The organism is Nocardia carnea, from assembly GCF_029868855.1.
In the GTDB taxonomy this organism is placed as follows: domain Bacteria; phylum Actinomycetota; class Actinomycetes; order Mycobacteriales; family Mycobacteriaceae; genus Nocardia; species Nocardia carnea_A.
In genome coordinates this window covers 1-21,750 of sequence record NZ_JARWOV010000009.1, presented here as the reverse complement: position 1 = coordinate 21,750, position 21,750 = coordinate 1, and the positions used below count along the sequence as shown (strand labels likewise).

The window sequence follows — 21,750 nt, the reverse complement described above, 5'->3', positions numbered from 1 at the left end:
GGTAATCGCGGTGAAGATGTCGAACGACATCGTGACCGCACGTCAGGCCGGGCGTGAGCTGGCCGAGGAACTCGGCTTCACGCTCACCGACCGGACCATGATCTCCACGGCGATCTCCGAGGTCGCCCGTAATTTCACCTGTTACGCCGGCTGCGGCGAGATCCGCCTGCAGGTGGCCGAGCGCGACGGAGGTCGCGCTCTCGTGGTCCAGGCCAAGGACCAGGGGCCGGGCATCATCGATATCCCCCGCGCCACCTCCCCTCCCTCCCCCGGGGGTGGTGGGGGTGGGCGCCCCGCCCCCCCCCCCCCGCCGGGCGGGGGGGCCGCCGCCCCCGGAGTCCGGTCAACTACAGAAGTCGGCTTCCGGACCGCATTCGTGGCAGTACATCTAGACGTCGTCGTCATAGTCATCGACGAGCATCGTGCTCGGCAGGCCCGTCGTTCCCAGCGCATCGTCCCAATCTCGCCGTGGACTTCACCTCGGCGCTCAACGGCTACCAGTAACAGTGCACATGCCAGGTCCACCGGTCACAGCCGAGGCGCTGCCGCTGATTCAGCCCCCCGCGATTCCCGGGAACTTCGACCTCGACACAGTGGCGTGGGGGGCGCCCGCCGGGGTCGTCGACGATGGTGCTCGTCAAGCGCCTCGGCTTCATTGCTACAGTTCCCGGTCCTCAGATTGTCGGCGACGAGATGAGATGCTCACGCACTGCTTCGCGCTGGCGGGGGTGCGAAGGAGCCTGTTGTACCGGCCTGGACGCTGCTCCGCGACGTTCGCGCACTCCACCGAGCCGGCCAGACGCGCAGGGCGGTCATCGAGTGCGGCAGCGCCGGCGACATGGCGATCAAGTCCGTTCTGGACAGTCGCGGTGTTCAGATCAAGAAGGCGCGGACACTCGGTCCCATCTCCGAGTTCCTCGAGGACGACGGCTATCCGCTGGCCTCCGAATTCAAATCAGCGTTCCGCGATGTTCGAAACCGGGAGGTGCATATGAACCAGGGGTGCGCTCCGTCAGCGAAGCCGAATCGCTCAGGATGCACGAAATCGCCACCGAACTCGTAGCAGACGCTTTCCCACTCCCCGGGGTATCAAGAGACTGTGGTAACTCCCGGTCGCCGAAATCTCACTGGGAAGTCCTTTCCCGGGGCGTCCCGGGGGTCGAGGACCATCGTTGAGAAATCCGGCGCTTAGCGGTTACCGCGCATAGCAGCTAACTATGTGCGGTAGTGTCGCAGTCGTCCTGGGCGATGCCCTTTTCGCGCGGCGGCGGCTCGGGAAACTATCTGCGGTACTGGTGGGAGGCCGGTCGATGGGACGGGTTCGGACGCTGCCGACGCCGGTGAATGATGTGCGATCGGCCGACGCGGTGCGGATCTACCCGGCCACGATCACGGTGTCCAACACGCGTGCAACCTATACGGCGGCGCTGGAGAAGTTGGTGGCAGATTTCGGCGTGGACACGAATGTGGCACTGCCGGATCAGGAACCGAACCGGGTCAGTGGCTGGTTCACCTTCGTGTGGGGCAGCAAGGGCCCCAAGACGTTCAACATCCGGTTGACCGCGCTCGCGGCAGCGTGCGGGTATTGGCGCGAACAGCAGTGGCCGGCCGGTGATCGGTTGGTGCGGTTGCGGGCCCGGCCCGCACCGACGGATACCAGTAAGGCAGTGAGCCGTGCGCGGGTCGCCGAGATCCTGGGATCGGATGCGGCGCTGCGGGAACGGGTGTTGTGGCACATGCTGTACGAGTCCTCGGTGCGTGCCGAGGAGGTGCTGATGCTCGATGTACCCGACCTGGATACGGCGAACCGGTGCGCAGTGGTGACCCGTAAGGGCGGGTCGCGGGAGGTCATCGCGTGGCAGGCGGACCGGCACGGCGCGGTTGTTGCTGTGAACGCTGGCCGGCCGCGAATCCGGTCCGTTGTTTCTCACCGACCGCAGAGCGCGGCCTTCGGTGGCCCGCAACGATATCGACCCATCGACCGGGCGGGCGCGCCTGTCGTATCGGCCTGCGGCGGAGTTGTTCGAGACTTACACCGAACGTTTCGACGACGGCCCGTACACGCTGCACCAGTTGCGGCATTCGCGGCTGACCCACGCCGCCGAGGAAGGGGCCTCGACGCCGGTGATCGACATATGAGATCCGCGACCAGGCCCGATGCGCGCGTCGGAGGCGGCGGCAAGCGATGAAGGGCGTGCCCGATGAGCTAGGGCAACAGTTGCAGCGGATGGCGGACGACATGATCGAACTGCTCAGCCGCCGGACCGGTCCCCACCTGCACGACACGTTGGGCGACGTGGCCGATGAGGTCCGCGCGGCGGGCAGAACAATTGGCGATGCCTCCGAGCACGGCGCCCGCGAGATCGACAAAGCAAGCGAGGGACGGAGCCCCGAACACACGGGAGCGACCACACGCGAAGATAATGTCCATTCACCACCGCGCCTGATCGATCGGTCCATCCCAGGTCAGCGATACTACGTACAGGATACGACGAACCCGCGGCTCCACGCTGAGGGTAAGGTTTTGGGTAGCAGTCTCTTCGTGAGCCTCAGAACTAAACTGGAAAACGGACAACGGTCGACTCTGCTGAACGGCGCGGAACAGTTCCAAACAATTCTGAAATTCTTCGAAGGAAAGTTCGCTTCGATAGTGGGAAATTGGCAATTCGGATCGAACCTTGCCGGCTTGAACGAGCTCACCGGTAAGGGATTGTCGCTGGAGGCCGCGGCGGCGAAGACATGGACTGGAAAACAAGCTGCTAAAGCGGGGTTCGAGAGGGTGGAAATTGTGAACGTCGAGGGTAGCCCTGGAGAATACACCAGTGCAATAGTGGAGTTTGCCCGATGAACTATTACGAGCCGAAGTTCGACGAAGGAGCCGCCGCGCTGGTGGCCTCAAAATATCGAGAAGGATGGGTTCCCTCTCGGATACTTCGAGAGATGTTGACACTGTATCCAGATGTGTCGACGCCCGACTTGATGGAATTGATGCAGAATGCATTTAATTTACCTTATCCGGCCGTTCAATGCATCGGGGGGTGGTGGATGGACGGGACTGGCGAACTTTCCGATACCGAACTCGACGCTTTCCTGATCGAAGAAATTGCGAAAGTATTACCACGATGCGGAAGAGATGGAAAGAGGGATTCAAAGCAATGAGCGAGTATTCGGCTTATGGCCCTTGGATTTCGGCATAGACTGATCGACTCATTCATGTGTTCGTCGGCTTCGACACCAGTATTGCTGTGGGCACGCTGCGGCCGGCAGCGGGTGCCTCATTCGTCGTTGTCCGCGTCCGGATCCCGTAGCGGGCGGCGATTCCGTGAGGTCGGGCAGGTGGAAGGCTAGTGCCCGTCCAGGCCGATGTGACTGCGGACGAACGCCGACAACCGGGTTCGTAGTAGGCGCGCACCATCTCCCCCTTCTCACTGTGGTAGATCCGCCGTGCCAGGTCGTGGCGCCGTTCGACGAGGCTGGCCCGGGCCTTGCCTTCGCGCCGATAGGGTTCATCGTCGGCCGGCCGCAGGATGTGCAGGGTCTTGAAGATCCGCCCATAGTGCGCGATGGCCTCTCCGAGCGGGGTCGGGCGCCCGTCGTGGGAAATCATGGGAGCGGGGCCATGGGTGCTGGGCTGGTTGCCGGTGATCGTGCCGATCGCTGTCACCATGTTGGTGATAGCGGCCGGTGTCCACTCACCTGACGTACCGGTCGTCACTAGCGGCGTAGTGGTCGGACCGTCCATACCCAGGGCCGAATTACCCAGGTCCAATGATGAGTCATCCACCCCCGATCCGGACTCGTCCCCCGTCGCCGAAGAATCGTCGGTACCTGTCGAGTCCTCGGTGCCGGTATTCGAACCGAGACCGATGTCAGTGGTTTCGCTGATCTCAGCGGCCGCTGGCGTGGCGGTCAAGGCGAGGCTGGACGGTGTCTCCTGCGCGGCGGCGGTGGCCGGTGGGGTCGCCGGGTCGATACCGTCACCGCCCCAGTCCGTCAGCGCCGCGACGGCGGCTTCTTTGCTGGCGGGCGCGAGTGTGGAGGCAGCCACGATATCGAGTACCGACGCCTCGTGGGCCCAGACTGCGACGGCTTCGTACCGGGCCTGCCCGGCGCGGGGGTCGAAGTCCGGATCGAGGGTGACAGTGAGGCTTTCGGTGTCGACGAGAACACCCCAGTTGTCTCTATATACGCCGGTGATCTCGGCGACCACCTGGGCGTTTTCCTTTCGCTCTTACCCGGTTCTACCGCCCCTGCATCTTCAGCGGAATCCGGCACCGGCCTGCCGGACAGCCGTGCGCATCGCGTGCGCCCGGCGCGCGGCCGGCGCCGTGAAGGCGGTGGCGGCGACAGCACCGAGGCAGGCACCGAGGTGCGCGCTGATCTCCGGCCGCAGGGCCGGGTCCGGGAATCGCTCCCGGATCAGGGCCGCCAGGGTGGTGTGCACGGATTGCAGCCGGATCATGAGCGACGCCGGCAGCCCCTGGGTTCCGCGGATCATCTCCGTGCGCAGGTCCGCCAGTTCGTCGACCCCGGCCGTATCGAACGCATCGACCAGCGCCGTCATCGCTTCCTGCACCGCACTCCACGGGGTCGCCTCGGGGCCGAGCTCGTCCAGGGCGCGGCGGGCGATCTGGATATGCCCCTCGATGTGGTGGAACAGCACGTCCTCTTTGGAGGGGAAGTAGAGGAAGAACGTCCGGCGCGAGACTCCGGCCGCGGTCGCTATATCGGTCACCGACGTCGCCGCGAACCCGCGGTCCAGGAACAACTCTGTCGCCGCGCGCACAATCGCGGCGCGGGTCGCCTGCCGCTTACGTTCCCGTAACCCCGTCGGTTGGCTCACGACAGCAGACTAACGCCTTGCGAGCTTTGATGCACTGGTGCAACATTGCACTAGTGCATTTACTCGAGGGAGCATCGATATGAGTCGACTGACCGGCCGGACCGTTCTGATCACCGGCGCCGGACGTGGGATAGGCCGCGCGGAAGCCCTGTTCTTGGCAGCCGAAGGCGCCAATATCGTCGTGAACGACCCAGGCACGCAGATCGACGGCTCCGGTGGCGATACCTCGGTCGCCGCGGCAGTGGTCGACGAGATCCGGGACCGCGGCGGACATGCCGTAGCCGACACCGGAGATGTCACCGACTGGGCCGCGGCCCGGCAGATGGTCGAGCGAGCGGTCTCCGCATTCGGTGGGCTGCACGCCGTGGTCAACAATGCCGCCATCGAAGTGAACAAGGGCGTCGAACAGCTCTCCGAGGCAGAGTTCGACCGGGTTGTCGCGGTGAAACTGAAAGGGACCTTCGCCGTTACGCGGTGGGCCGCGGCGTACTGGCGAGAGCGCACGGCTGCGGGCGAACACGAAGACCACTCGATCGTGAACACCGTATCGGGCTCCGGCCTGCTGAATCCGCTACCCACCCAGACCAATTACGCCGCCGCCAATGCCGGAGTCGCCGCCATGACGACGGTGCACGCGCTCGAGCTGAAACGGCTCGGCGTCCGGGTCAACTGCATCAGCCCGTCGATGATCCGCACCCGCCTCACCGAGGGCGTCCCCGGAATGGACGCCATGCCATCGTCCGGGCCCGACCCGCGCGACCCGGCCACCGTTGCCCCGATCGTCGCCTACCTCGTCGATCCGGCCTGCCCGTTGACCGGCCAGGTCCTTTCGGTGCGCGGCAGTTCCGTGGCCGTGAACCACGGCTGGTCCCGCGGCGGCCGGATCGAGGAACCGGCGGGAGCGTGGACTGTGCCGGAGCTGGCAGCGCAGGTCGCCGGCCTCGACCTGGAGGACCCTTTCGAACGGTTGGCGGAAGCACTCGGCGGCGCCCTGGGATCCGGCGGTCGGGCGGAGATCGAAGCCATGGTGAACGCTCAACTCGATCGGACCTGAGCATGGGCACGGCCCCGACAGGGATATCCGAGTCGCCGACGGGAGTGGGCGGCAAGGGGCACGGCTCCATCGCCGCCGGTTGCCGCGGCGCGGACCAGCACTCGACTCGCAATTTGTCGACTGCGCCACAATCGTTCAGCCGAGGTTGTAACTCTACCCTTACGGGAGGGTAGGGTTCCGATCGCTGAGCGAATACTGATCACCCGGCAGTGTGGCCGGATGCCGTATGCAGATCGCGCGCTCGGTTCACCGATTCCTCCGCCGGTGGCTCGCTTCTCCGGCCGCGCGCCTGTGCGCGCGATCTCTTCGAACGGAGACGCGACCGTGTCGATCTCGCATGCGCCCGCCACCCCGCGCAACTCGGTGGTGGCGGCGCTGCGCAGCCCGAAAAAGCTGCGAACGGAGGTGCTCGCCGGGCTGGTGGTGGCGCTGGCGTTGATTCCGGAGGCGATCTCCTTCTCGATCATCGCCGGCGTGGATCCACGGGTGGGGTTGTTCGCCTCGTTCACCATGGCCGTGACGATCGCGTTCACCGGTGGCCGGCCCGCCATGATCTCCGCGGCCACCGGGGCCGTCGCGCTGGTGATCGCGCCGGTGGTGCGCGATCACGGGCTGGACTATCTGATCGCGACGGTGATTCTCGCCGGCCTGCTGCAGGTGGGGCTCAGCGTCGCCGGGGTCGCCAGGCTGATGCGGTTCATTCCGCGCAGTGTCATGGTGGGGTTCGTCAACGCGCTCGCGATTCTGATCTTCCTGGCGCAGGTGCCGCATCTGTTCGGTGTGCCGTGGCTGGTGTATCCGATGCTCGCGGTGGGACTGGCGATCATCGTGGGGCTACCGAAGCTCACGGGCGCCGTTCCGGCGCCGCTGGTGGCGATCGTCTTGCTCACCGCGGTGACGCTGGTGTTCGCCCTGAACGTGCCGAATGTCGGCGACGAGGGTGAGCTGCCGTCGAGCCTGCCGTTCCCGCTGGTGCCCGATGTGCCGCTGACGCTGGAGACCTTGCGGATCATCGCGCCGTACGCGCTGGCGATGGCGCTGGTGGGGCTGCTGGAATCGCTGATGACGGCCAAACTCGTCGACGACATCACCGATACCCGTTCCGACAAGACTCGTGAGGGCTGGGGGCAGGGCATCGCGAATATCGTCACCGGATTCTTCGGCGGTATGGGTGGTTGCGCCATGATCGGCCAGACGATGATCAATGTGAAGGTTTCGGGCGCCCGCACCCGGATCTCCACTTTCCTGGCCGGAGCGTTCCTGCTGATCCTGGTGGTCGGCCTGGGCGGGTTGGTCGCGCAGATCCCGATGGCGGCGCTGGTCGCGGTCATGATCATGGTCTCGGTCGGCACCATGGACTGGCATTCGCTGGCACCCGCCACCCTGCGGCGGATGCCGATCGCGGAAACCACCGTCATGCTGGTGACAGTCGGGGTCACCGTCGCCACCCACAACCTCGCCTACGGGGTGATCGTCGGCGTGCTCACCGCGATGGTCGCGTTCGCACACCGCGTCGCGCATTTCACCGAGGTCGTACCGGACACCACGCCGGAAACCGACAGCGGCACCCGCGTCTACAAGGTCCGCGGCGAACTGTTCTTCGCCTCCAGTAACGACCTCGTCCATCAGTTCGACTACGTCGGCGACCCACCCAATATCGTGATCGATATGTCCGATACCCATATCTGGGACGCCTCCACCGTGGCCGCGCTCGACGCCGTCACCACCAAGTACGCGGCCAAGGGCAAACGGGTGGAGATCCTCGGTTTGAACGAGGCCTCGGTCGCCCGGCACCAACAGCTCTCGGGTCATCTGGCCGGTGCCCACTGAGATGAGCGACGGGGACTACCTGCAGATCGGGCAGGTCGCGGAACGCACCGAGCTCTCGCTCAAAACCATTCGCCATTACGACGAGGTGGGACTGGTGCAGCCGTCGGCACGCTCGGGCGGCGGTTTCCGGCTCTACACCGAATCCGATGTCGAACGGCTGCTGGTGATCCGGCGGATGAAACCGCTCGGCTTCACGCTCGCGGAAATGAAACAGCTGCTGGAAAGCCTGGATACCCTCGGCGATCCCACGTCCGCCGGCAGGCGCGCCGAGGCCGCGGACGAACTGCTGGCCTTCCGGGAGAAGGCGCGCGCGAGTGCCGAACGATTGCGAAAACAGCTGGCATACGCGGAGGAGTTCACCGAACTGCTCACCGACCGGGTAGCCCCGGAGCCGCCCACAGACCCGGCTTGACCCGTTCACCGGGCAAGTCGCCGCCGGCGCACAGCACCCAGGCTCGGGGAACCTTCAGCAGGAACATGCCGGCTTCTGTTTCCTGCCGGATGCGTCCATCCCGGCAGCGATGGGCCGCCCGGTGAGCTCCCGAACAGCGAGCGGGCGGGCCGGCTACCGTCTCCGCGAGCTATCCGCCGCGCGCGATCCGGGCTTCGATTCCGGCGACGATGGTGTCGGCGACGAGCCGGGCATGCCGGCGCACCGCGGATTTCCCGAGGGGATCCGAAGGCGACATCCGGGTCGCCAGCGGGAGTGCGGCGTAGGGGGCGGTCGCGCCGTGGGCGATGAGGAAGTGCAGTGAGCGCAGATCGTCGCGGTGCAGGATCTTGCGGTGCAGCAGCGGTTTCAGGGGTTCGGCGAGCAGCACCGATATCGGCTGGATGTGCCGGTCGTAGAGGTAGGTGAGGCGGGGACTTTCGATCGCCGCTTCCGTGCTGATCAGGCGCACCACATCGGGATATTCGGCCTGCAGTTCGAGGAAACGGACGATGCCCGCGCGGAACTCCTCCAGCGGCGGCAGATCGGTGCGTTCGGGCCGGATCTTCAGCAGGGTGACCGCGTTGGCGAAAATCCAGTCCGCGACCGCGTACCAGAGCGCCTCCTTCGACCTGAAGCGCTGGTGGATCAGATTGTGGCTCACGCCGAGTTCCCGGTTGATCGCCGCGACCGAGGCGCCGGCGAATCCGTCGCGGGCGAAGACGTGCAGTGCGGCCGCCAGGATCTCGTCCACCGAGGCGGGCGTTTCCCCGGCCGGGGGCCTGCCCCGCCCCTTACGCGGTCCCCGCGGTGCCGGTGCGATATCCATGCCCGCGATTATATTGACTGCAATCAATTTTTCTGCGACTGTGAGCCCAGCCACTTCGCGCTACGGGGACCAGGGATCGCGGCGGCTCCGCCCGGCTCGTACCCACCTCCGCCGCAGCGCCCGACGAGGACTGGATGCTGCCATGGAATCCTTTGTGCACCTGCGGAAAGGCACTACTCCCGACCGACTGCACGCCGATCTCGACGGACTCAAGGACGACGAGCTGGGGCGCGGTGGTTTCACCGGCCGCACCGCGCAGCTGTATCGGCGCAACGACCCGGTGAGCTACCGGGCGGTCGGCCCGCTCGCCCCGGTGGATGTACTCGCCGACGCGCTGAAACCCACCGACTCCACCGACCCCGCGGGTTCCCCGCTGCTGCTGTTCTCCAACGCCGACTGCCGGATCTCGCTGAGCCGGCGCGCTCAGGAGATGCCGTTCTTCGCCCGGTACATCGACGGGGATCTGCTTTCGTTCGTGCACAAGGGTTCCGGACTGCTGGAAACCGAATTCGGTCCGCTGCGCTATCGCGAAGGCGACTGGGTGTACGTGCCGAAGGCGTGCACGTTCCGGCAGGTCCCCGGCAGCGAAACCACGCTGCTCATGGTGGAGGCGACCGAGGAGTTCCGGGTACCGCAGGCGGGGCCGCTGGGCCGGCATTTCCCGTTCGACCCGAACCGGATGACGATTCCGGAACCCGCGGCCATGGACGACGACGGGCGCGACGAGTACGAGGTGCGGCTGGTCCACGAGGGCGGCCCGACCTCGCTGTTCTATCCGCATCACCCGCTGGATGTGGTGGGCTGGCAGGGCGACAATTTCCCGTTCACCTTCAATATCGCCGACTACAACGTGGTGCTCTCCGATACCGTGCACCTGCCCGCCACGGCGCATCTGTTCATGCAGGCCACCGGCGTGTACGTGATGAACTTCCTGCCGAAACGGGCCGAATCGGCGCCGGGCACCGAGACGATCCCCTGGTATCACCGCAACGCCGACTACGACGAGATCGCGTTCTTCCACGGCGGCGATATGTACGGCGTGCCGATGCCGCCGGGACTGATTTCGCACGCCCCGCAGGGGGTGCACCACGGGGCACCGGAGAAGATGCGCGAGCGGGCGCGGCGTAAGCGGGAGGAGATCAGCCATATCGGCTGGACCACCATCGCCGTCGACACCCGCCGGCGCCTGGTCCCCTCCCCCGAGGTACTGGCGAACAACCTCGGCGCGCACTGAACCGGCCGGTCGCCGTATCACCCGCGAGCCGGGCACGACGGCGGCAAACCGGTCATATCGCTTCGAAGACGAAGGCAGGCAATACATGTCGCACCATGTCGAACGCACCCCGTACGTGATCGCCTACGCGAACACCTCGGGCACCCGGGACGCCTACGGCGGTCTCACCGAAATGGTCACGCTCGATTCGATTCTGGTGAAACCCGCCGATCTGGATTCGGAGACGGTGCTGGTGCTCATGCATCCGGTCTCCAGTGGCACCTATCTGCCGATCGTCACGGCACTGGCCAAGGCCGGCCATCACATCATCGTCTGCAACAGCCGCTACCGGGGCGCCGATGCCGCCCTGCTCATGGAGAAGGTAGTGCAGGACCTCGGCGAATGTATTCGCGACGCGAAGAAGCGGCTCGGCTATCGGAAAGTGGTGCTGGCGGGCTGGAGTGGCGGCGGGTCGCTGTCGGTCTACTACCAGCAGCAGGCGCAGCATCCGACGGTGACCGCGAGCCCGTCCGGCGACGGCCCGGACCTCACCGAACTGGATCTGCCGCCCGCCGACGGAATCTTGCTCATGGCCGCCCACATCAGCCGCCACCACACGCTCACCGAATGCATCGACCCGTCGATTCTCGACGAATCCGACCCCACCCGCCGCGATCCGGAACTGGACCTCTACAACCCGGCCAACCCGAACCAGCCGCCCTACAGCCCCGAGTTCGTGACCCGCTTCCGGCAGGCGCAACACGACCGCAACCGCCGGATCACGACCTGGGTGAAGGAGAAATTGGCCACCATCCAGGCATCCGGCCGTCCGCAGGACGAATTCTGTTTCGTCGTGCACGGCACCATGGCCGACCCGACGGTTCTCGACCCGGCGCTCGATCCCAACGACCGCACCCCGGGCGAGTCCTATCTCGGCGAACCCCAGGAGGTGAACATGGGCGCGTTCGGTCTGGCCCGGTTCACCACGCTGCGCAGCTGGTTGTCGCAGTGGAGTATCGACGACGCTCGCGGTGACGCGGTGGCCTGCGGGCCCGATATCGCCGTGCCGACGCTGGTGCTCTACAACGCGGCCGACAATGTCTGCACGCCCTCGCACGCCCACCGCATCTATGCGGCTCTGGGCTGCGCGGACAAGGAGCTGCACGAGATCCCCGGCGCCAACCACTACTACCTGGGCCCGGACCAGCGCGAACCGCTGGCGAAAGCGATCGGCCTGATCGACGGGTGGCTGCGGGCCCGCGAACTCGGCCCGGCGGCCCAGGAGATAATGCCGTGATGGACTCCGCGACAACCGGCGCACTGGACGGTATCCGCGTACTCGAGATCGGCACCCTGATCTCCGGCCCCTTCGCCGGGCGGCTGCTCGGCGATATGGGCGCCGAGGTGATCAAACTCGAACCACCGGACGCCCCCGACCCGCTGCGCACCTGGGGCCAGGCCGAACTCGACGGTCACCACTTCTTCTGGACCGTGCACGCGCGGAACAAGAAGGCCGTCACCCTGAACCTGCGCGAGGATGCCGGTCGCGATTTGTTTCTGGAGCTGGCGGAGATATCCGACATCATCGTGGAGAACCTCCGGCCGGGCACGCTGGAGCGGTGGGGACTCGGCTACGACGTGCTGCGGGAACGTAATCGCGGCATCATCCTGGTGCGAGTGTCCGGTTACGGGCAGACCGGTCCGGACGCGCAGAAAGCCGGGTACGCCTCGGTCGCGGAGGCCACCAGCGGACTGCGCCATATGAACGGATTCCCCGGCGGCCCGCCCCCGCGCCTGGCGCTCTCCCTCGGCGACAGCCTGGCCGGTATGTTCGCCGCGCAGGGCGCGCTGGCGGCGCTGTACCGGCGGACGGTCACCGGCGAAGGCCAGATCGTGGACGCCGCCCTCACCGAGGCCTGCCTGGCCGTGCAGGAATCCACCATTCCCGATTACGACATCGGCGGTGTGGTCCGCGGCCCCTCCGGCACCCGGCTGGAAGGTATCGCTCCATCGAATATCTACCGCACCGCCGACGGCAGCTGGGTGGTGATCGCCGCCAACCAGGACACGGTGTTCCGCCGCCTGTGCGCGGCCATGGGCCGGCCGGAACTCGCCACCGACGAACGTTTCGTCGGCCATACGGCTCGGGGTCGTAACCAGGACGAACTCGACAAGATCATCGGCGAGTGGGCTGCGCGGCGGCAGCCCCAGGAGATCATCGAGCTACTGAACGAAGCCGGCGTGATCAGCGGCCCGATCAACACGGTCGCCGAGGTGGTCGCCGATCCACAACTCAACGCCCGCGGCATGATCGCCGACCACTACGACGAGCGGATCTCCCGCAATGTGAAGGGACCGGGCGTGATTCCCGTCTTGTCGGCAACACCGGGAACCATTCGCAATGCGGGGTCGGCGCGGCCGGGCCAGCACAACGACGATATCTACGCCGGTTTGCTGGGGAAGGCCGCCGACGAGCTCGAAACCTTGCGCGGGCAAGGGGTCATCTGATTACGACGCCGCCACTGTACTGACTGTGCTCGGACTTGCCGGCCGATCACGGGAGCCCGCCCCCGATGGGCTCGACTTTCGGGCGCCGAACGCGCGTCCAACCGGATTTCAAAGAAGCGCGGTACGCGGAGCTTTCAGTCCGATCGCGGTGGCGCCGGCGAGTTCGCGGCTGGTGTCGTAGTCGAAGATCACGTGGCCGCTCAGCACATCCACATCACGTTTCAGGCGTTGCATCGGATGGTCGGTGAAGTGGACGCTCGCGCCGGAGGCGTGCAGTACGTCGGCGATGACCGTGCGGGATTCGCGGACGATATAGGCGGCGGCGAGGCGGGCCTGGGCACGAACCGGGACCGGGACAGGGGTGCCCGCGTCGAGGAGGGCTTCGATTTCGGCGACCGTATCGTCGAGCAGACCGCGGAGTGCGCGTAACCGCACCCGCGCGTGGCCGAGATGTGCCTGGGCCAGGGGTTTGTCCTGCTGGCGGGCGCCGCCTTCGTAGAGGATGCGGCCTTCGAGGCGATCGGCGTAGATATCGGTGGCTCGTTCGGCGGCGCCGAGAGCGGGCATCGAGGCGGCGAGAGCGAGGGCGGGAACCAGGGGCCAGCGGTAGGTCGTGGCGTCGTGCAGGGCCGCACCGGGGGCCGATCCGGCGTTGATATCGAACGAGCGCACCAGCCGGTGGCCGCCGACGTGCACGCCCTGGATCACGACATCGTTGGAACCGGTGGCGCGCATACCTTCGGTATGCCAGACGTCGTCGATCGTGATATCGGCGGCCGGCAGCAGCGCCAGCGCCGGATAGAGGCCGTCGTCGGGCCCGCACAGCGCGCCCACCATGATCCAGTTCCCGCCCATCACACCGGTGGCCCAGGACCAGCGGCCGGACAGCGTGATCCCGCCGTCGGCCGGGAGACCGCGACCGGTCGGCGCGAGTGGAGCGGGGCACAGGAACGGGCCGCTGCCGTACGCCTCGGTCTGGGCTTGTTCGGGGAACAGGGCGAGCAGCCAGTTGTGCAGGGTGTAGAAACCCAGGGTCCAGGCGCTGGAGACACAACCGTGCGCCATTCGGCGGATCGGGTCGAGGATGGCGGGGAATTTCTCCTCGCGGCCGCCGAATCGTTTCGGTACGAGGTATTCGAGGAAACCGGAGGCGACCGCATCGGCCAGGGTCTGGTCCGGCAGGCGGCGCAATTGCTCTGCGGCCGACGCTCTTTCGGCCAGTGCGTCGACGAAGTTCTGGGTGATTCCGGGAGTGCTGTCCGGCTCGGCCGCAACCATGTCCGCGACCGTAACATACCCAAAAGTATGGAGCGGTCGGCTTGCGGAAACCGGTAATTCGGCCGACATACCGCGGCAAATACTGGCATTTACTGGACTTCCCTGGAATCGCACCCTAGATTCTCCCCCATGCCCACCGCCGAGGCGCTGGAACAGCGCATAGCCGAGCTGCGCACCCAGGTGCGCCGCGCCGCCGGGTCCGGTGATCGGACAGCGGCGCGTCGGTTGCGCGCCGAATTACGTACCGCCGAAGCGGAATGGGACGCGGCAGTTCTCGGGACGCCTGCCCCCGGCGAACCACCCCGCCAGCAATCGGGCGCGGTGCCGGTGCGCGAACATGTGCACCGCGCGCTCACTCTGCTGTCGGTACCGGCCGCCCCGAAGCTCGTGCTGGCGGTGCACGAGGCATTCTTCTCGGGCGATCTGGTCGCGGCCCGGCTCACCAGCCTGCGGCGGGACGAGGAGCGGTCGTTCCGCGCGGCGCCGTACGCCCGCCCGTACTACGTCTGCGCGGCGCTGACCACCGATCTGCTGGCCCCGGCCCGCGGGCTGCTGGCGGTGAGCACCTGGCCGATGGCGCAACGTATGGTCGGTCCGCTGAGTCCGCGAGTGGATCTGCTCACCGCCGCGACCCGGCTGGCCCGGCACCTGGCCGATCACGGCGATACCGCCGCGGGCCGGCGGGTGCTGTGGCAGCTGGCGGTATCCATCCCGGGCGCCACCGACGGGACCGCGATCGACCCGGATGTCGTGCTGGCGGCCGCGGAACGCGAGCTCGAGGTGCACAGAGAAGACGACATACAGCAGCGGGCCGACGCCGCGGAGCGGGCACAGCGGCAACTGGCGGATCCCGCGGCGCAATTGTTCGGCACACGGCTGGCCGTGGCCGAACGGCGAAGGAACGAGGCCTGAGATGACGCTTGCGCAGAAACCACTGATCACCCGTCTGGACGAGCTGCGGGGCGCGGCCCCGACCAGCCGGCACAATGCCCGCACCATCGCGGCACTCACCGCGAACCCGGGGTGTGCGCGCCGGGCGCTACTGGATGCCGCGGCCGTGGACAAAACCGTGATCGCCCGCGAATTGGGGTTCCCGCCGCAATTCGGCCAGTCGCCGTTCGCGATCACCCGCGGTAACTCGTTCGAGGCGATGGTGAAGGCGCACGGCTGCGCCGAACTGCTCCGGTTGCTGCGTGAAGAACTCGGGCTGAGCATTCCCGAAGTCGGCTATCACGACCTGGCGACCGTGGGCGACAACGCCACCAACTCCATCCGCTACCAGCGCACGAAACAGCTACTGGGCCAAGCGCTGAGCTCGGGGCAGGGCACCCTGTTCGACCATCCGATGCTGCGCCTCGAGATCGCGGGCGCCACCGCCTATCTGGAACCCGATGTGGTGGCGCTGCAGATCGGCGGGAAGTTCTACGTTGTGGAGATCAAATCGTTCGCCATCGTCGACGGACAGGCCGACCCCGCGCAGGTCGCCTCGGCGGCACGGCAATCGGCGGTATATGTGCTGGCGATGCGGGAACTCCTGCGCGAACTGGGTTATTCGGCCGACGATGTGGCGCACGAGTCGATCCTGGTGGCCGCCCGGGATTTCACGAACCGGCCGGTTGCGGCGAAACTGGATCTGCGTAAACAGCTCGCGGTGATCGGGCGGCAGCTGTCGCGGCTCACCTCCATCGATTCCCTGCTGGATCTGGTACCCGAAGGGGCCTCCTTCACGCCGGGTGAGGGGCTGTCGGAAACCGTTTCGGCGATCCCGTCCCGGTACGCGCCGGAATGTATGTCCAGCTGCGAGCTGGCATTCGCCTGCCGCGCCGAGGCCCGGGCGCAGGGGTCGGTGGATACGCTGGGCCGCGGAGTCTGCGACGATCTCGGCGGGATCGACAATCTCGACACCGTACTGGCATTCGCCGAGGGCACCCTGCAACCGGGTCCGGAGCACGCCGATATCGCGGAGATGCTGCGCCAAGCGCAGGCCCTGCGACTCGAGGTCGCGGGATGAGCGGGTCAGGCCCGGAGGCGGCAGCGCAGCGTCACCACGCAGGGCCCCCGCCCATCCCCCACAGGCACAGCATGAGCGGGTCAGGCCCGGAGGCGGCAGCATGAGCGTGCTGAGCGCGCTGGCGAAGGCGACCGCGGCGAAGACCGGTCGTGCCGAACCCATTGCCGCTCGGCGGCATTACCACCTCGCGGAGCGTCCGCTGGTACTCGTTCCGCTGCGGTTGGCCGGTGAGGCCGCCGCGCCGCTGGCGGTGATGCTCGGTTCGGCACCGGAGGATTCGACGGTGCTGATCGTGGCGCAGCCACGCGACCGGATCCTGCGCCTGCGTTTCATCGAACAGCTGGCCGACCGGGTGCTGCCGTATATTTCGGCGTTCTGCGAGAACGCGGAGGAACTGACGGTCAAATCGACCGGCGAGACCTATCTGCGCTACCTGGACGCCCCGCAACTGCTGTTGCCCAATCTCGGTGGTGTGCAGTTCCTTCGGCTGCTGGGTCGTTCGGTGCGGTTCCATCGCACCGAGGGCGAGAACGCCGTCCCGGAATCGCTACCGCTCCTGGGACGCTGGCTCACCTGGTTCGGTGACCGTTCGGATTTCCCGGGTTCCAGTGTGTGCCTGGCGATGACATCGGTACTCACCGCGCATTGGGCGTCGGGCCAGTCCGCGTTGGAGGACGCGAATCTGGCCGCCCTGCTCGGCTGGATCGATCCACCCGCCGGGCTCACCGGCGCGCAGGCCGCTGCCCTCGCCGAGGACCCGCTCGCCTCCCCGCCCGCCGGGCCCGCCACCGATCCCGGTTTCGACAACGAAGAGCTGGCACCACTCATCGCGGCATACGACAGTGCCGATCACGAATGGGCGAAAGTCATTGCCGCCGAACGTCTCGAACAAGCATTGCGCGGCCAGCTGGAACCCACTTGGCGGTTGATGTGGCGGGCGGTGGAGTTGCTGCGCGAACTGCCCGAGGGCGCGAGTGTGAACCGGCGCTGGACCGACGACCGGTCGGCGTTCTCCTGGTTCGTCTCCGATATCCCGGAGGGCTATCCACAGGCCCGCCGCGATTCCGCGGTCTCGGCGACCAGGCGGCTGCTCAAACAGGAACAGGCCCTGGACACCTTCCAGGCGCAGCGGGCGTTCGACGATCCACGGGTGCTGATCGAGTACCGGCTCGTCGGCGAGGCATTCCAGGGCACCGTCGCCGACTGTGAGCCGGATCGGCGGGCGAAACCGAAATCGCGTGAGGTACCGCGACCTTACATCTGGGTACACACCACCGATCCGTTTCGCGGCCGCGTCGGCGAAACGCTGTTCCGGATCGACCGGCCCGCGCAGAAGGCCGAAGTGGTCGCGGTCGAGGACGATGTGGTTCAGCTGGAGCTGGTGAGCGGAATGGGTCAGGGCAAGAACCCGGCGCCCGGCAGCGTGCCCGAAGAAGGTGACCCGATCGGTTTCGCCCGTTTCTCCCCCAGCGGTTTCGGCGGCCCGCCCGCCAAACTCCCGCCGCGCGAGGAGACCCCGTGGACGCACGGCGGACCCCCGCCCGACCCGACGGCCGAACACCCGGAGGAATGGACGTGAGCACAGCCGATGCGGTGATCGGCGCGATCCTCACCGATCTCGACAACACCGCGCACCGGGCGCTGGTGGTGGACTCCCCGCCCGGCGCCGGGAAATCCACGCTGGTGGTGCGCGCGGCCCGGCAGCTGGCGGCCGCCGACGACGAGCAGCGGATGATCGTCGCGCAGACCAACGAGCAGGTCGACGACCTCATCGACCGGCTCGCCACCGCCGACCCCGAACTGCGGATCGGGCGGCTGTCGGCCGGCGACTACCGGCCCAGTGCCCGGATCGACCGGGAGAACGTGGATGTCGCCAACCGCCCGGCCGACCTGGAGCGCTGCGCGATCGTGATCGGCACGGCCGCGAAATGGGCCACGCTGGACGAGGGCCGCTGGTCGTATGCGATCGTCGACGAGGCGTATCAGATGCGGTCGGATATGTTGCTGCGTATCGCGAACCGGTTCGAACGTGGACTTTTCGTGGGTGATCCCGGACAGCTCGATCCCTTCGCCACCGTCGATTCCGACCGCTGGGCGGGCCTGTCCTGGGATCCGACCATGAGCGCGGTCGCGGTGATGCTCAACCACAACGACGGTATCCCGGTGCATACGTTGCCGGTGTCGTGGCGGCTCCCGCCCTCGGCGGCGTCGGTGGTCTCGGCCGCGTTCTATCCGTTCGCCCCGTTCCAGGCCGGAACCCGGCCGGAACAGCGGCGGCTGGAATTCGGTACCCGCGGGATGCGGGGTCCGGTGGACGAGGTGCTGGACGAAGCCGCGGTCCACGGCTGGGCCTACTACGAGCTGCCCGCCCGGCACACCCTGCGCACCGACGGCGAAGCGGTGGCCGCCATCGCCGACCTCACCTGCCGGTTGCTGGAACGCGGGGGTGTCGCCCATTCCGAACAGGGCACCCGGGAGATCGACGCGACCCGGATCGCCGTCGGCACCGCGCACCGCGATCAGGCCCAGGCGGTACGGGACGCGCTGGCCGGAACGATCGCCGCGGAGGTCACCGTCGATACGGCGAATCGGCTGCAGGGCCGCGAATACGATGTCACGGTCATCCTGCATCCGCTGTCCGGCCGCCGCGACGCCGGTGCGTTCCATCTGGAAGCCGGGCGGTTGTGCGTGCTGGCGTCCCGGCACCGGCACGCCTGTATCGTCGTCGGCCGCCGCGGGATCGACGAACTCCTGGACGCGCATCCGTCCGCCGAACCCGTTTATCTGGGTGTGCCGGTGAAGTTCCCCGACGGCTGGGAGGCCAACCAGGCCGTGCTCAGCCGGTTGACGGCCCACCGCATCCCGGCACGCTGAGAAGGACTCGCTACAGCGGCAGCGGACGGATCCAGAAACCGGCTGGATACACCGGGGTCGAGGTGTTCGCGATGGTCACGCTTCCCGTCCAGTACCCCTGCGTGGCTTGCGGTGTCAGCGCCAGGCCGAGCGGTGACGCACCGAACGTCAGGTAACTCTCGTTCGGACCGTGCGCGGCCTGGCGGCCCGCGAACCGCTGCCCACCGCACACCAGGTCCACCGACACCCGGTCCTCGAAGGCGTATACGCGGCAGTTCTGTAGCGGTGTACCGGAGAAGGTGGTCGGGATCGGCCCCTGCGGCGGGGTGATCACCAGATACTCCCCCGGCGGTACCACATTCCGGGGGATCCACGGCTCCTCGGCGGCCGCCACACCGGGTGCGATGCCCATCAGTGCCATGACGAGCGCGGTAAAAGCTCTGCGAGTAGACAATATTCGTTCCCTTCCTCGCCGGCCGATCACCGGGACCTCCAAAGACGCTCCACCCGACGTCGCCAGGGTTCAGCCCGATTCTTCGATATCGATATACCAGACCGTAGTGGGCTTCTGGGTGAACCGATCAGGATCCACCTCGCTTTCCGGTGTGTGACCGCCGAATCGGATGTCGCGTATTTGTCCTTGCTCACACTGTGCCTCGGGTAGCATCGCCCGGCTCGCACCGCCCCGCTCGGGGGTGCGGCCGGACGGCAGTCCAGCCGGAAACGCTGCGCGGCTGCGCCTCTCGGATGAACACCCGCGCATCGACTCCGACTCAGCGCTCGCCGGGGCAGCGGTCACGACTTCGGTGGCTTGCGAACCAGCAGCTGACCCTGTTGGCCCCGTTCGCCCTCATGCGGCTCACGAAGCAAACGACCGACCTCGACGAACCCGGCCGAGGCCAGCAGTTCCGCGAGACTGTCGGGCGACCATCGATAGGCCGGCACGACCTTGTGGTCGAACTCTTGCGGTTGTCGATCGGCACCGGCGAAGAACCCGAGCAACAGGTAGCCACCCGGCGCCAGCACTCTCTCGAACTCGGCGAACACCACCGGCAGCTGCTCCGGTTGGATGTGGATGGTCGAGTAGAAAGCGAGGATGCCGCCGAGCCCTGCATCGGGGAGATCCAGAGCGGTCATCGATCCCTGCTCGAACCGCAGATCCGGATACGCCTGCCGGGCCAAGGCGACCATCGCGGAGGAAAGGTCGATGCCGAACACACTCGATCCGAGTCCGTGCAGGTGCGCGGTGACCTGACCGGGGCCACATCCGATATCGGCGACCGGTCCGCTGTTCGCCCGCACGAGTTCAGCGAACGCGGCAAGCAAAGCACGCTCCAGCGGTAGCGCGTCGAGCATGTCACTGAAGAGCTCGGCGTAGAGGGAAGCGACGGCGTCATAGGCCGCCCCGGTGTCGGGCAAGGCAGAGGCTTCGGTCACGACGAAACGATACTGTCTCGGTAGCCGGGGATCGGGCGCGGGAGTGATTCATCCTCGCCTTGTCTGCCCGCGCTTCCTCTCGAAGGGGACGACGAAGCAGAGGCCTGAGCGAACATCGGGACGGTCCCTGAATTCCGTGCAGCCGGCGATGCCACGCCGGTTCGGCGGCGACTCGAGTCTCCCCCCAGTGGAGACCTCATGCTCGGAGGCATGGACGACGAGATGCTGTTTCCGATCGGGGTCGTGGCCGAACGTACGGGGCTTTCGGTCAAAGCGATTCGGTTCTACTCCGACAAGGGACTCGTTCCGCCGTCCTCGTACACCCCCACGGGCTACCGCCTCTACGACATCGACGCGCTGTCGCGTCTGGAACTGATCCGGACACTGCGTGAACTCGATATCGACCTGGCCACCGTGCGACGCATCCTGGCCTGCGAGACCTCGCTTCCCGAGGTCGCCGCCGCACACGCGTCGGCCCTCGACGCGCAGATCCGAAGTCTGCGACTGCGCCGGGCGGTACTGCAGGCCGTGGCGAAACGACAGTCCGACCCCGAGGAAACGGATCTGATGCACAAACTGGTGAACCTGTCACAGGCCGAGCGACACCGCTTCATCCACGACTTCATCGACGACACCTTCGGTGGCGTCGATGCCAATCCGGCGATGGTCGAACTACTGCGCACCAGCATGCCCGACCTACCCGAAGACCCCAGCACCGAGCAGGTCGAGGCATGGATGGAAATGGTCGAGCTCGTCCAGGACAGCGACTTCCGCGCAGCAGTACGTCGGATGGCCGAATACCAGGCCGCGCAACGCCTCGAGGGCGATACCACCGGCCTGCATCATGCACTCACCGAAACCGTGCGCGACGAAGTCGGCCGCGCACTCGCCGCGGGAATCTCCCCGGAATCAGCGGCGGCCGCGCCGATCGTGGATACCCTCACCGCCCGCTACGCCGACACTTTCGGCAAACCCGACGACAGCGCCCTCCGGCGTTGGATGCTCGAACGACTGGAAGTGGCCGATGACCCCCGCGTCGCGCGGTACTGGCACCTCGTAGCCGCGGTGAACGACTGGCCGCCCATCGAAGACCTGGATCCAGTGTTCAGTTGGCTCGGCCGGGCGCTTCGGACCCACACCGGACAATAGCCTCTTCCCGCATTCCGAGGAGCCGATCGACGCACCCCGCCCGGATCTCGGTGTGCCACCGAGCGGCCCAGCGCCGCATCCCGGCGCGGTACGGAAACGCGACCGGTCCGCATGTCCAGAAATGGGGGTACTTGGACGTAAGCAAGGTGGGCAAAATAGCGGGACAACGAAGATTGGCACCATGGGCATATTCCAGTCGGTGGTGAGTTTCGACAGGGTGAAGCCCGCCGCGCCGGCGAATGCGGTCTGTGCCAGTGAGATCTGGCCGAGATAGCCGGTGATCACCACGTACGACAGGGCGAGCATCATCAGGAT

General features: G+C 66.8%; 20 protein-coding genes. 14 read left to right on the top strand and 6 right to left on the bottom strand.

What is annotated here, in order from left to right:
- Positions 1-1,920 precede the first annotated feature (1,920 nt).
- The 3 genes from QH195_RS00350 to QH195_RS00340 are packed head-to-tail and all read left to right on the top strand — an operon-like array spanning position 1,921 to position 3,159.
- Entirely contained in the window at positions 1,921-2,139 is a 219-nt protein-coding gene (locus tag QH195_RS00350) for a hypothetical protein (RefSeq protein ID WP_280433888.1), read from the top strand.
- A 46-nt stretch (positions 2,140-2,185) separates the two neighbouring features.
- A complete protein-coding gene (locus QH195_RS00345; protein ID WP_280433887.1) occupies positions 2,186-2,848 on the top strand; it encodes a hypothetical protein in 663 nt (220 codons plus the stop codon).
- On the top strand, positions 2,845-3,159 hold the full coding sequence (locus tag QH195_RS00340; protein ID WP_280433886.1) for a hypothetical protein: 315 nt from the start codon (positions 2,845-2,847) through the stop codon (positions 3,157-3,159). Before QH195_RS00345 ends, QH195_RS00340 begins: the two co-directional genes overlap by 4 nt.
- A gap of 52 nt (positions 3,160-3,211) precedes the next feature.
- Here QH195_RS00340 and QH195_RS00335 read toward each other — a convergent pair whose 3' ends face one another.
- Positions 3,212-4,210, bottom strand: a complete 999-nt coding sequence (locus tag QH195_RS00335; protein ID WP_280433885.1) for a Tn3 family transposase — start codon at positions 4,208-4,210, stop codon at positions 3,212-3,214.
- Positions 4,211-4,258: 48 nt separating this feature from the next.
- Complete coding sequence (locus QH195_RS00330) at positions 4,259-4,843, bottom strand: TetR family transcriptional regulator (RefSeq protein ID WP_280433884.1); 585 nt, start codon at positions 4,841-4,843, stop codon at positions 4,259-4,261.
- Between the two features lie 79 nt (positions 4,844-4,922).
- Here QH195_RS00330 and QH195_RS00325 point away from each other — a divergent pair, with 79 nt between their 5' ends.
- The 3 genes from QH195_RS00325 to QH195_RS00315 all read left to right on the top strand — a co-directional run bounded on the left by QH195_RS00325 (position 4,923) and on the right by QH195_RS00315 (position 8,139).
- On the top strand, positions 4,923-5,897 hold the full coding sequence (locus QH195_RS00325) for an SDR family NAD(P)-dependent oxidoreductase (RefSeq protein WP_280433883.1): 975 nt from the start codon (positions 4,923-4,925) through the stop codon (positions 5,895-5,897).
- A 219-nt stretch (positions 5,898-6,116) separates the two neighbouring features.
- Positions 6,117-7,727, top strand: a complete 1,611-nt coding sequence (locus QH195_RS00320; RefSeq protein ID WP_432278497.1) for a SulP family inorganic anion transporter — start codon at positions 6,117-6,119, stop codon at positions 7,725-7,727.
- A 1-nt stretch (position 7,728) separates the two neighbouring features.
- Positions 7,729-8,139, top strand: coding sequence for a MerR family transcriptional regulator (locus QH195_RS00315; protein ID WP_280420107.1), 411 nt, complete (start codon positions 7,729-7,731; stop codon positions 8,137-8,139).
- A 169-nt stretch (positions 8,140-8,308) separates the two neighbouring features.
- Here the strand turns inward: QH195_RS00315 and QH195_RS00310 are convergent, their stop codons facing one another.
- A complete protein-coding gene (locus QH195_RS00310; RefSeq protein ID WP_280433881.1) occupies positions 8,309-8,986 on the bottom strand; it encodes a TetR/AcrR family transcriptional regulator in 678 nt (225 codons plus the stop codon).
- A 142-nt stretch (positions 8,987-9,128) separates the two neighbouring features.
- Here QH195_RS00310 and QH195_RS00305 point away from each other — a divergent pair, with 142 nt between their 5' ends.
- The 3 genes from QH195_RS00305 (at position 9,129) to QH195_RS00295 (ending at position 12,707) form a co-directional block, all read left to right on the top strand.
- On the top strand, positions 9,129-10,220 hold the full coding sequence (locus QH195_RS00305; RefSeq protein ID WP_280433880.1) for a homogentisate 1,2-dioxygenase: 1,092 nt from the start codon (positions 9,129-9,131) through the stop codon (positions 10,218-10,220).
- Positions 10,221-10,305: 85 nt separating this feature from the next.
- Entirely contained in the window at positions 10,306-11,496 is a 1,191-nt protein-coding gene (locus tag QH195_RS00300) for a serine aminopeptidase domain-containing protein (protein ID WP_280433879.1), read from the top strand.
- Positions 11,496-12,707, top strand: a complete 1,212-nt coding sequence (locus QH195_RS00295; RefSeq protein ID WP_280433878.1) for a CaiB/BaiF CoA transferase family protein — start codon at positions 11,496-11,498, stop codon at positions 12,705-12,707. The genes QH195_RS00300 and QH195_RS00295 overlap by 1 nt, the downstream gene beginning before the upstream one ends.
- A 108-nt stretch (positions 12,708-12,815) precedes the next feature.
- On the opposite strand, the gene QH195_RS00290 is transcribed toward QH195_RS00295, so the two are convergent.
- Complete coding sequence (locus QH195_RS00290; RefSeq protein ID WP_280433877.1) at positions 12,816-13,985, bottom strand: acyl-CoA dehydrogenase family protein; 1,170 nt, start codon at positions 13,983-13,985, stop codon at positions 12,816-12,818.
- Positions 13,986-14,114: 129 nt separating this feature from the next.
- On the opposite strand from QH195_RS00290, the gene QH195_RS00285 reads away from it, so the two are divergent.
- From QH195_RS00285 to QH195_RS00270, 4 genes are all read left to right on the top strand, one after another.
- Positions 14,115-14,897 carry a hypothetical protein gene (locus QH195_RS00285; RefSeq protein ID WP_280433876.1) on the top strand — a complete coding sequence of 261 codons (783 nt, stop codon included), beginning with the start codon at positions 14,115-14,117 and terminating at the stop codon, positions 14,895-14,897.
- Position 14,898: 1 nt separating this feature from the next.
- Positions 14,899-15,996, top strand: a complete 1,098-nt coding sequence (locus QH195_RS00280; RefSeq protein ID WP_280420100.1) for a hypothetical protein — start codon at positions 14,899-14,901, stop codon at positions 15,994-15,996.
- A gap of 100 nt (positions 15,997-16,096) precedes the next feature.
- Positions 16,097-17,575, top strand: coding sequence for a hypothetical protein (locus QH195_RS00275; protein ID WP_280433875.1), 1,479 nt, complete (start codon positions 16,097-16,099; stop codon positions 17,573-17,575).
- On the top strand, positions 17,572-18,870 hold the full coding sequence (locus QH195_RS00270; RefSeq protein WP_280423513.1) for an AAA domain-containing protein: 1,299 nt from the start codon (positions 17,572-17,574) through the stop codon (positions 18,868-18,870). Before QH195_RS00275 ends, QH195_RS00270 begins: the two co-directional genes overlap by 4 nt.
- 10 nt (positions 18,871-18,880) lie before the next feature.
- Here the strand turns inward: QH195_RS00270 and QH195_RS00265 are convergent, their stop codons facing one another.
- Positions 18,881-19,270, bottom strand: a complete 390-nt coding sequence (locus tag QH195_RS00265; protein ID WP_280433874.1) for a hypothetical protein — start codon at positions 19,268-19,270, stop codon at positions 18,881-18,883.
- Positions 19,271-19,644: 374 nt separating this feature from the next.
- Positions 19,645-20,286, bottom strand: a complete 642-nt coding sequence (locus QH195_RS00260; RefSeq protein ID WP_280433873.1) for a class I SAM-dependent DNA methyltransferase — start codon at positions 20,284-20,286, stop codon at positions 19,645-19,647.
- Positions 20,287-20,496: 210 nt separating this feature from the next.
- Between QH195_RS00260 and QH195_RS00255 the strand changes: the two genes are divergently transcribed.
- Complete coding sequence (locus QH195_RS00255; protein WP_280433872.1) at positions 20,497-21,435, top strand: MerR family transcriptional regulator; 939 nt, start codon at positions 20,497-20,499, stop codon at positions 21,433-21,435.
- The last annotated feature ends 315 nt before the right edge of the window (positions 21,436-21,750 follow it).

Bases quoted from the DNA above. Each gene is read 5' to 3' on its own strand.
- QH195_RS00345 (WP_280433887.1), top strand. From the start codon at position 2,186: ATGAAGGGCGTGCCCGATGAGCTAGGGCAACAGTTGCAGCGGATGGCG.
- QH195_RS00340 (WP_280433886.1), top strand. From the start codon at position 2,845: ATGAACTATTACGAGCCGAAGTTCGACGAAGGAGCCGCCGCGCTGGTG.
- QH195_RS00325 (WP_280433883.1), top strand. From the start codon at position 4,923: ATGAGTCGACTGACCGGCCGGACCGTTCTGATCACCGGCGCCGGACGT.
- QH195_RS00320 (WP_432278497.1), top strand. From the start codon at position 6,117: ATGCCGTATGCAGATCGCGCGCTCGGTTCACCGATTCCTCCGCCGGTG.
- QH195_RS00315 (WP_280420107.1), top strand. From the start codon at position 7,729: ATGAGCGACGGGGACTACCTGCAGATCGGGCAGGTCGCGGAACGCACC.
- QH195_RS00310 (WP_280433881.1), bottom strand. From the start codon at position 8,986: ATGGATATCGCACCGGCACCGCGGGGACCGCGTAAGGGGCGGGGCAGG.
- QH195_RS00305 (WP_280433880.1), top strand. From the start codon at position 9,129: ATGGAATCCTTTGTGCACCTGCGGAAAGGCACTACTCCCGACCGACTG.
- QH195_RS00300 (WP_280433879.1), top strand. From the start codon at position 10,306: ATGTCGCACCATGTCGAACGCACCCCGTACGTGATCGCCTACGCGAAC.
- QH195_RS00295 (WP_280433878.1), top strand. From the start codon at position 11,496: ATGGACTCCGCGACAACCGGCGCACTGGACGGTATCCGCGTACTCGAG.
- QH195_RS00290 (WP_280433877.1), bottom strand. From the start codon at position 13,985: ATGGTTGCGGCCGAGCCGGACAGCACTCCCGGAATCACCCAGAACTTC.
- QH195_RS00285 (WP_280433876.1), top strand. From the start codon at position 14,115: ATGCCCACCGCCGAGGCGCTGGAACAGCGCATAGCCGAGCTGCGCACC.
- QH195_RS00280 (WP_280420100.1), top strand. From the start codon at position 14,899: ATGACGCTTGCGCAGAAACCACTGATCACCCGTCTGGACGAGCTGCGG.
- QH195_RS00275 (WP_280433875.1), top strand. From the start codon at position 16,097: ATGAGCGTGCTGAGCGCGCTGGCGAAGGCGACCGCGGCGAAGACCGGT.
- QH195_RS00265 (WP_280433874.1), bottom strand. From the start codon at position 19,270: ATGGCACTGATGGGCATCGCACCCGGTGTGGCGGCCGCCGAGGAGCCG.
- QH195_RS00255 (WP_280433872.1), top strand. From the start codon at position 20,497: ATGGACGACGAGATGCTGTTTCCGATCGGGGTCGTGGCCGAACGTACG.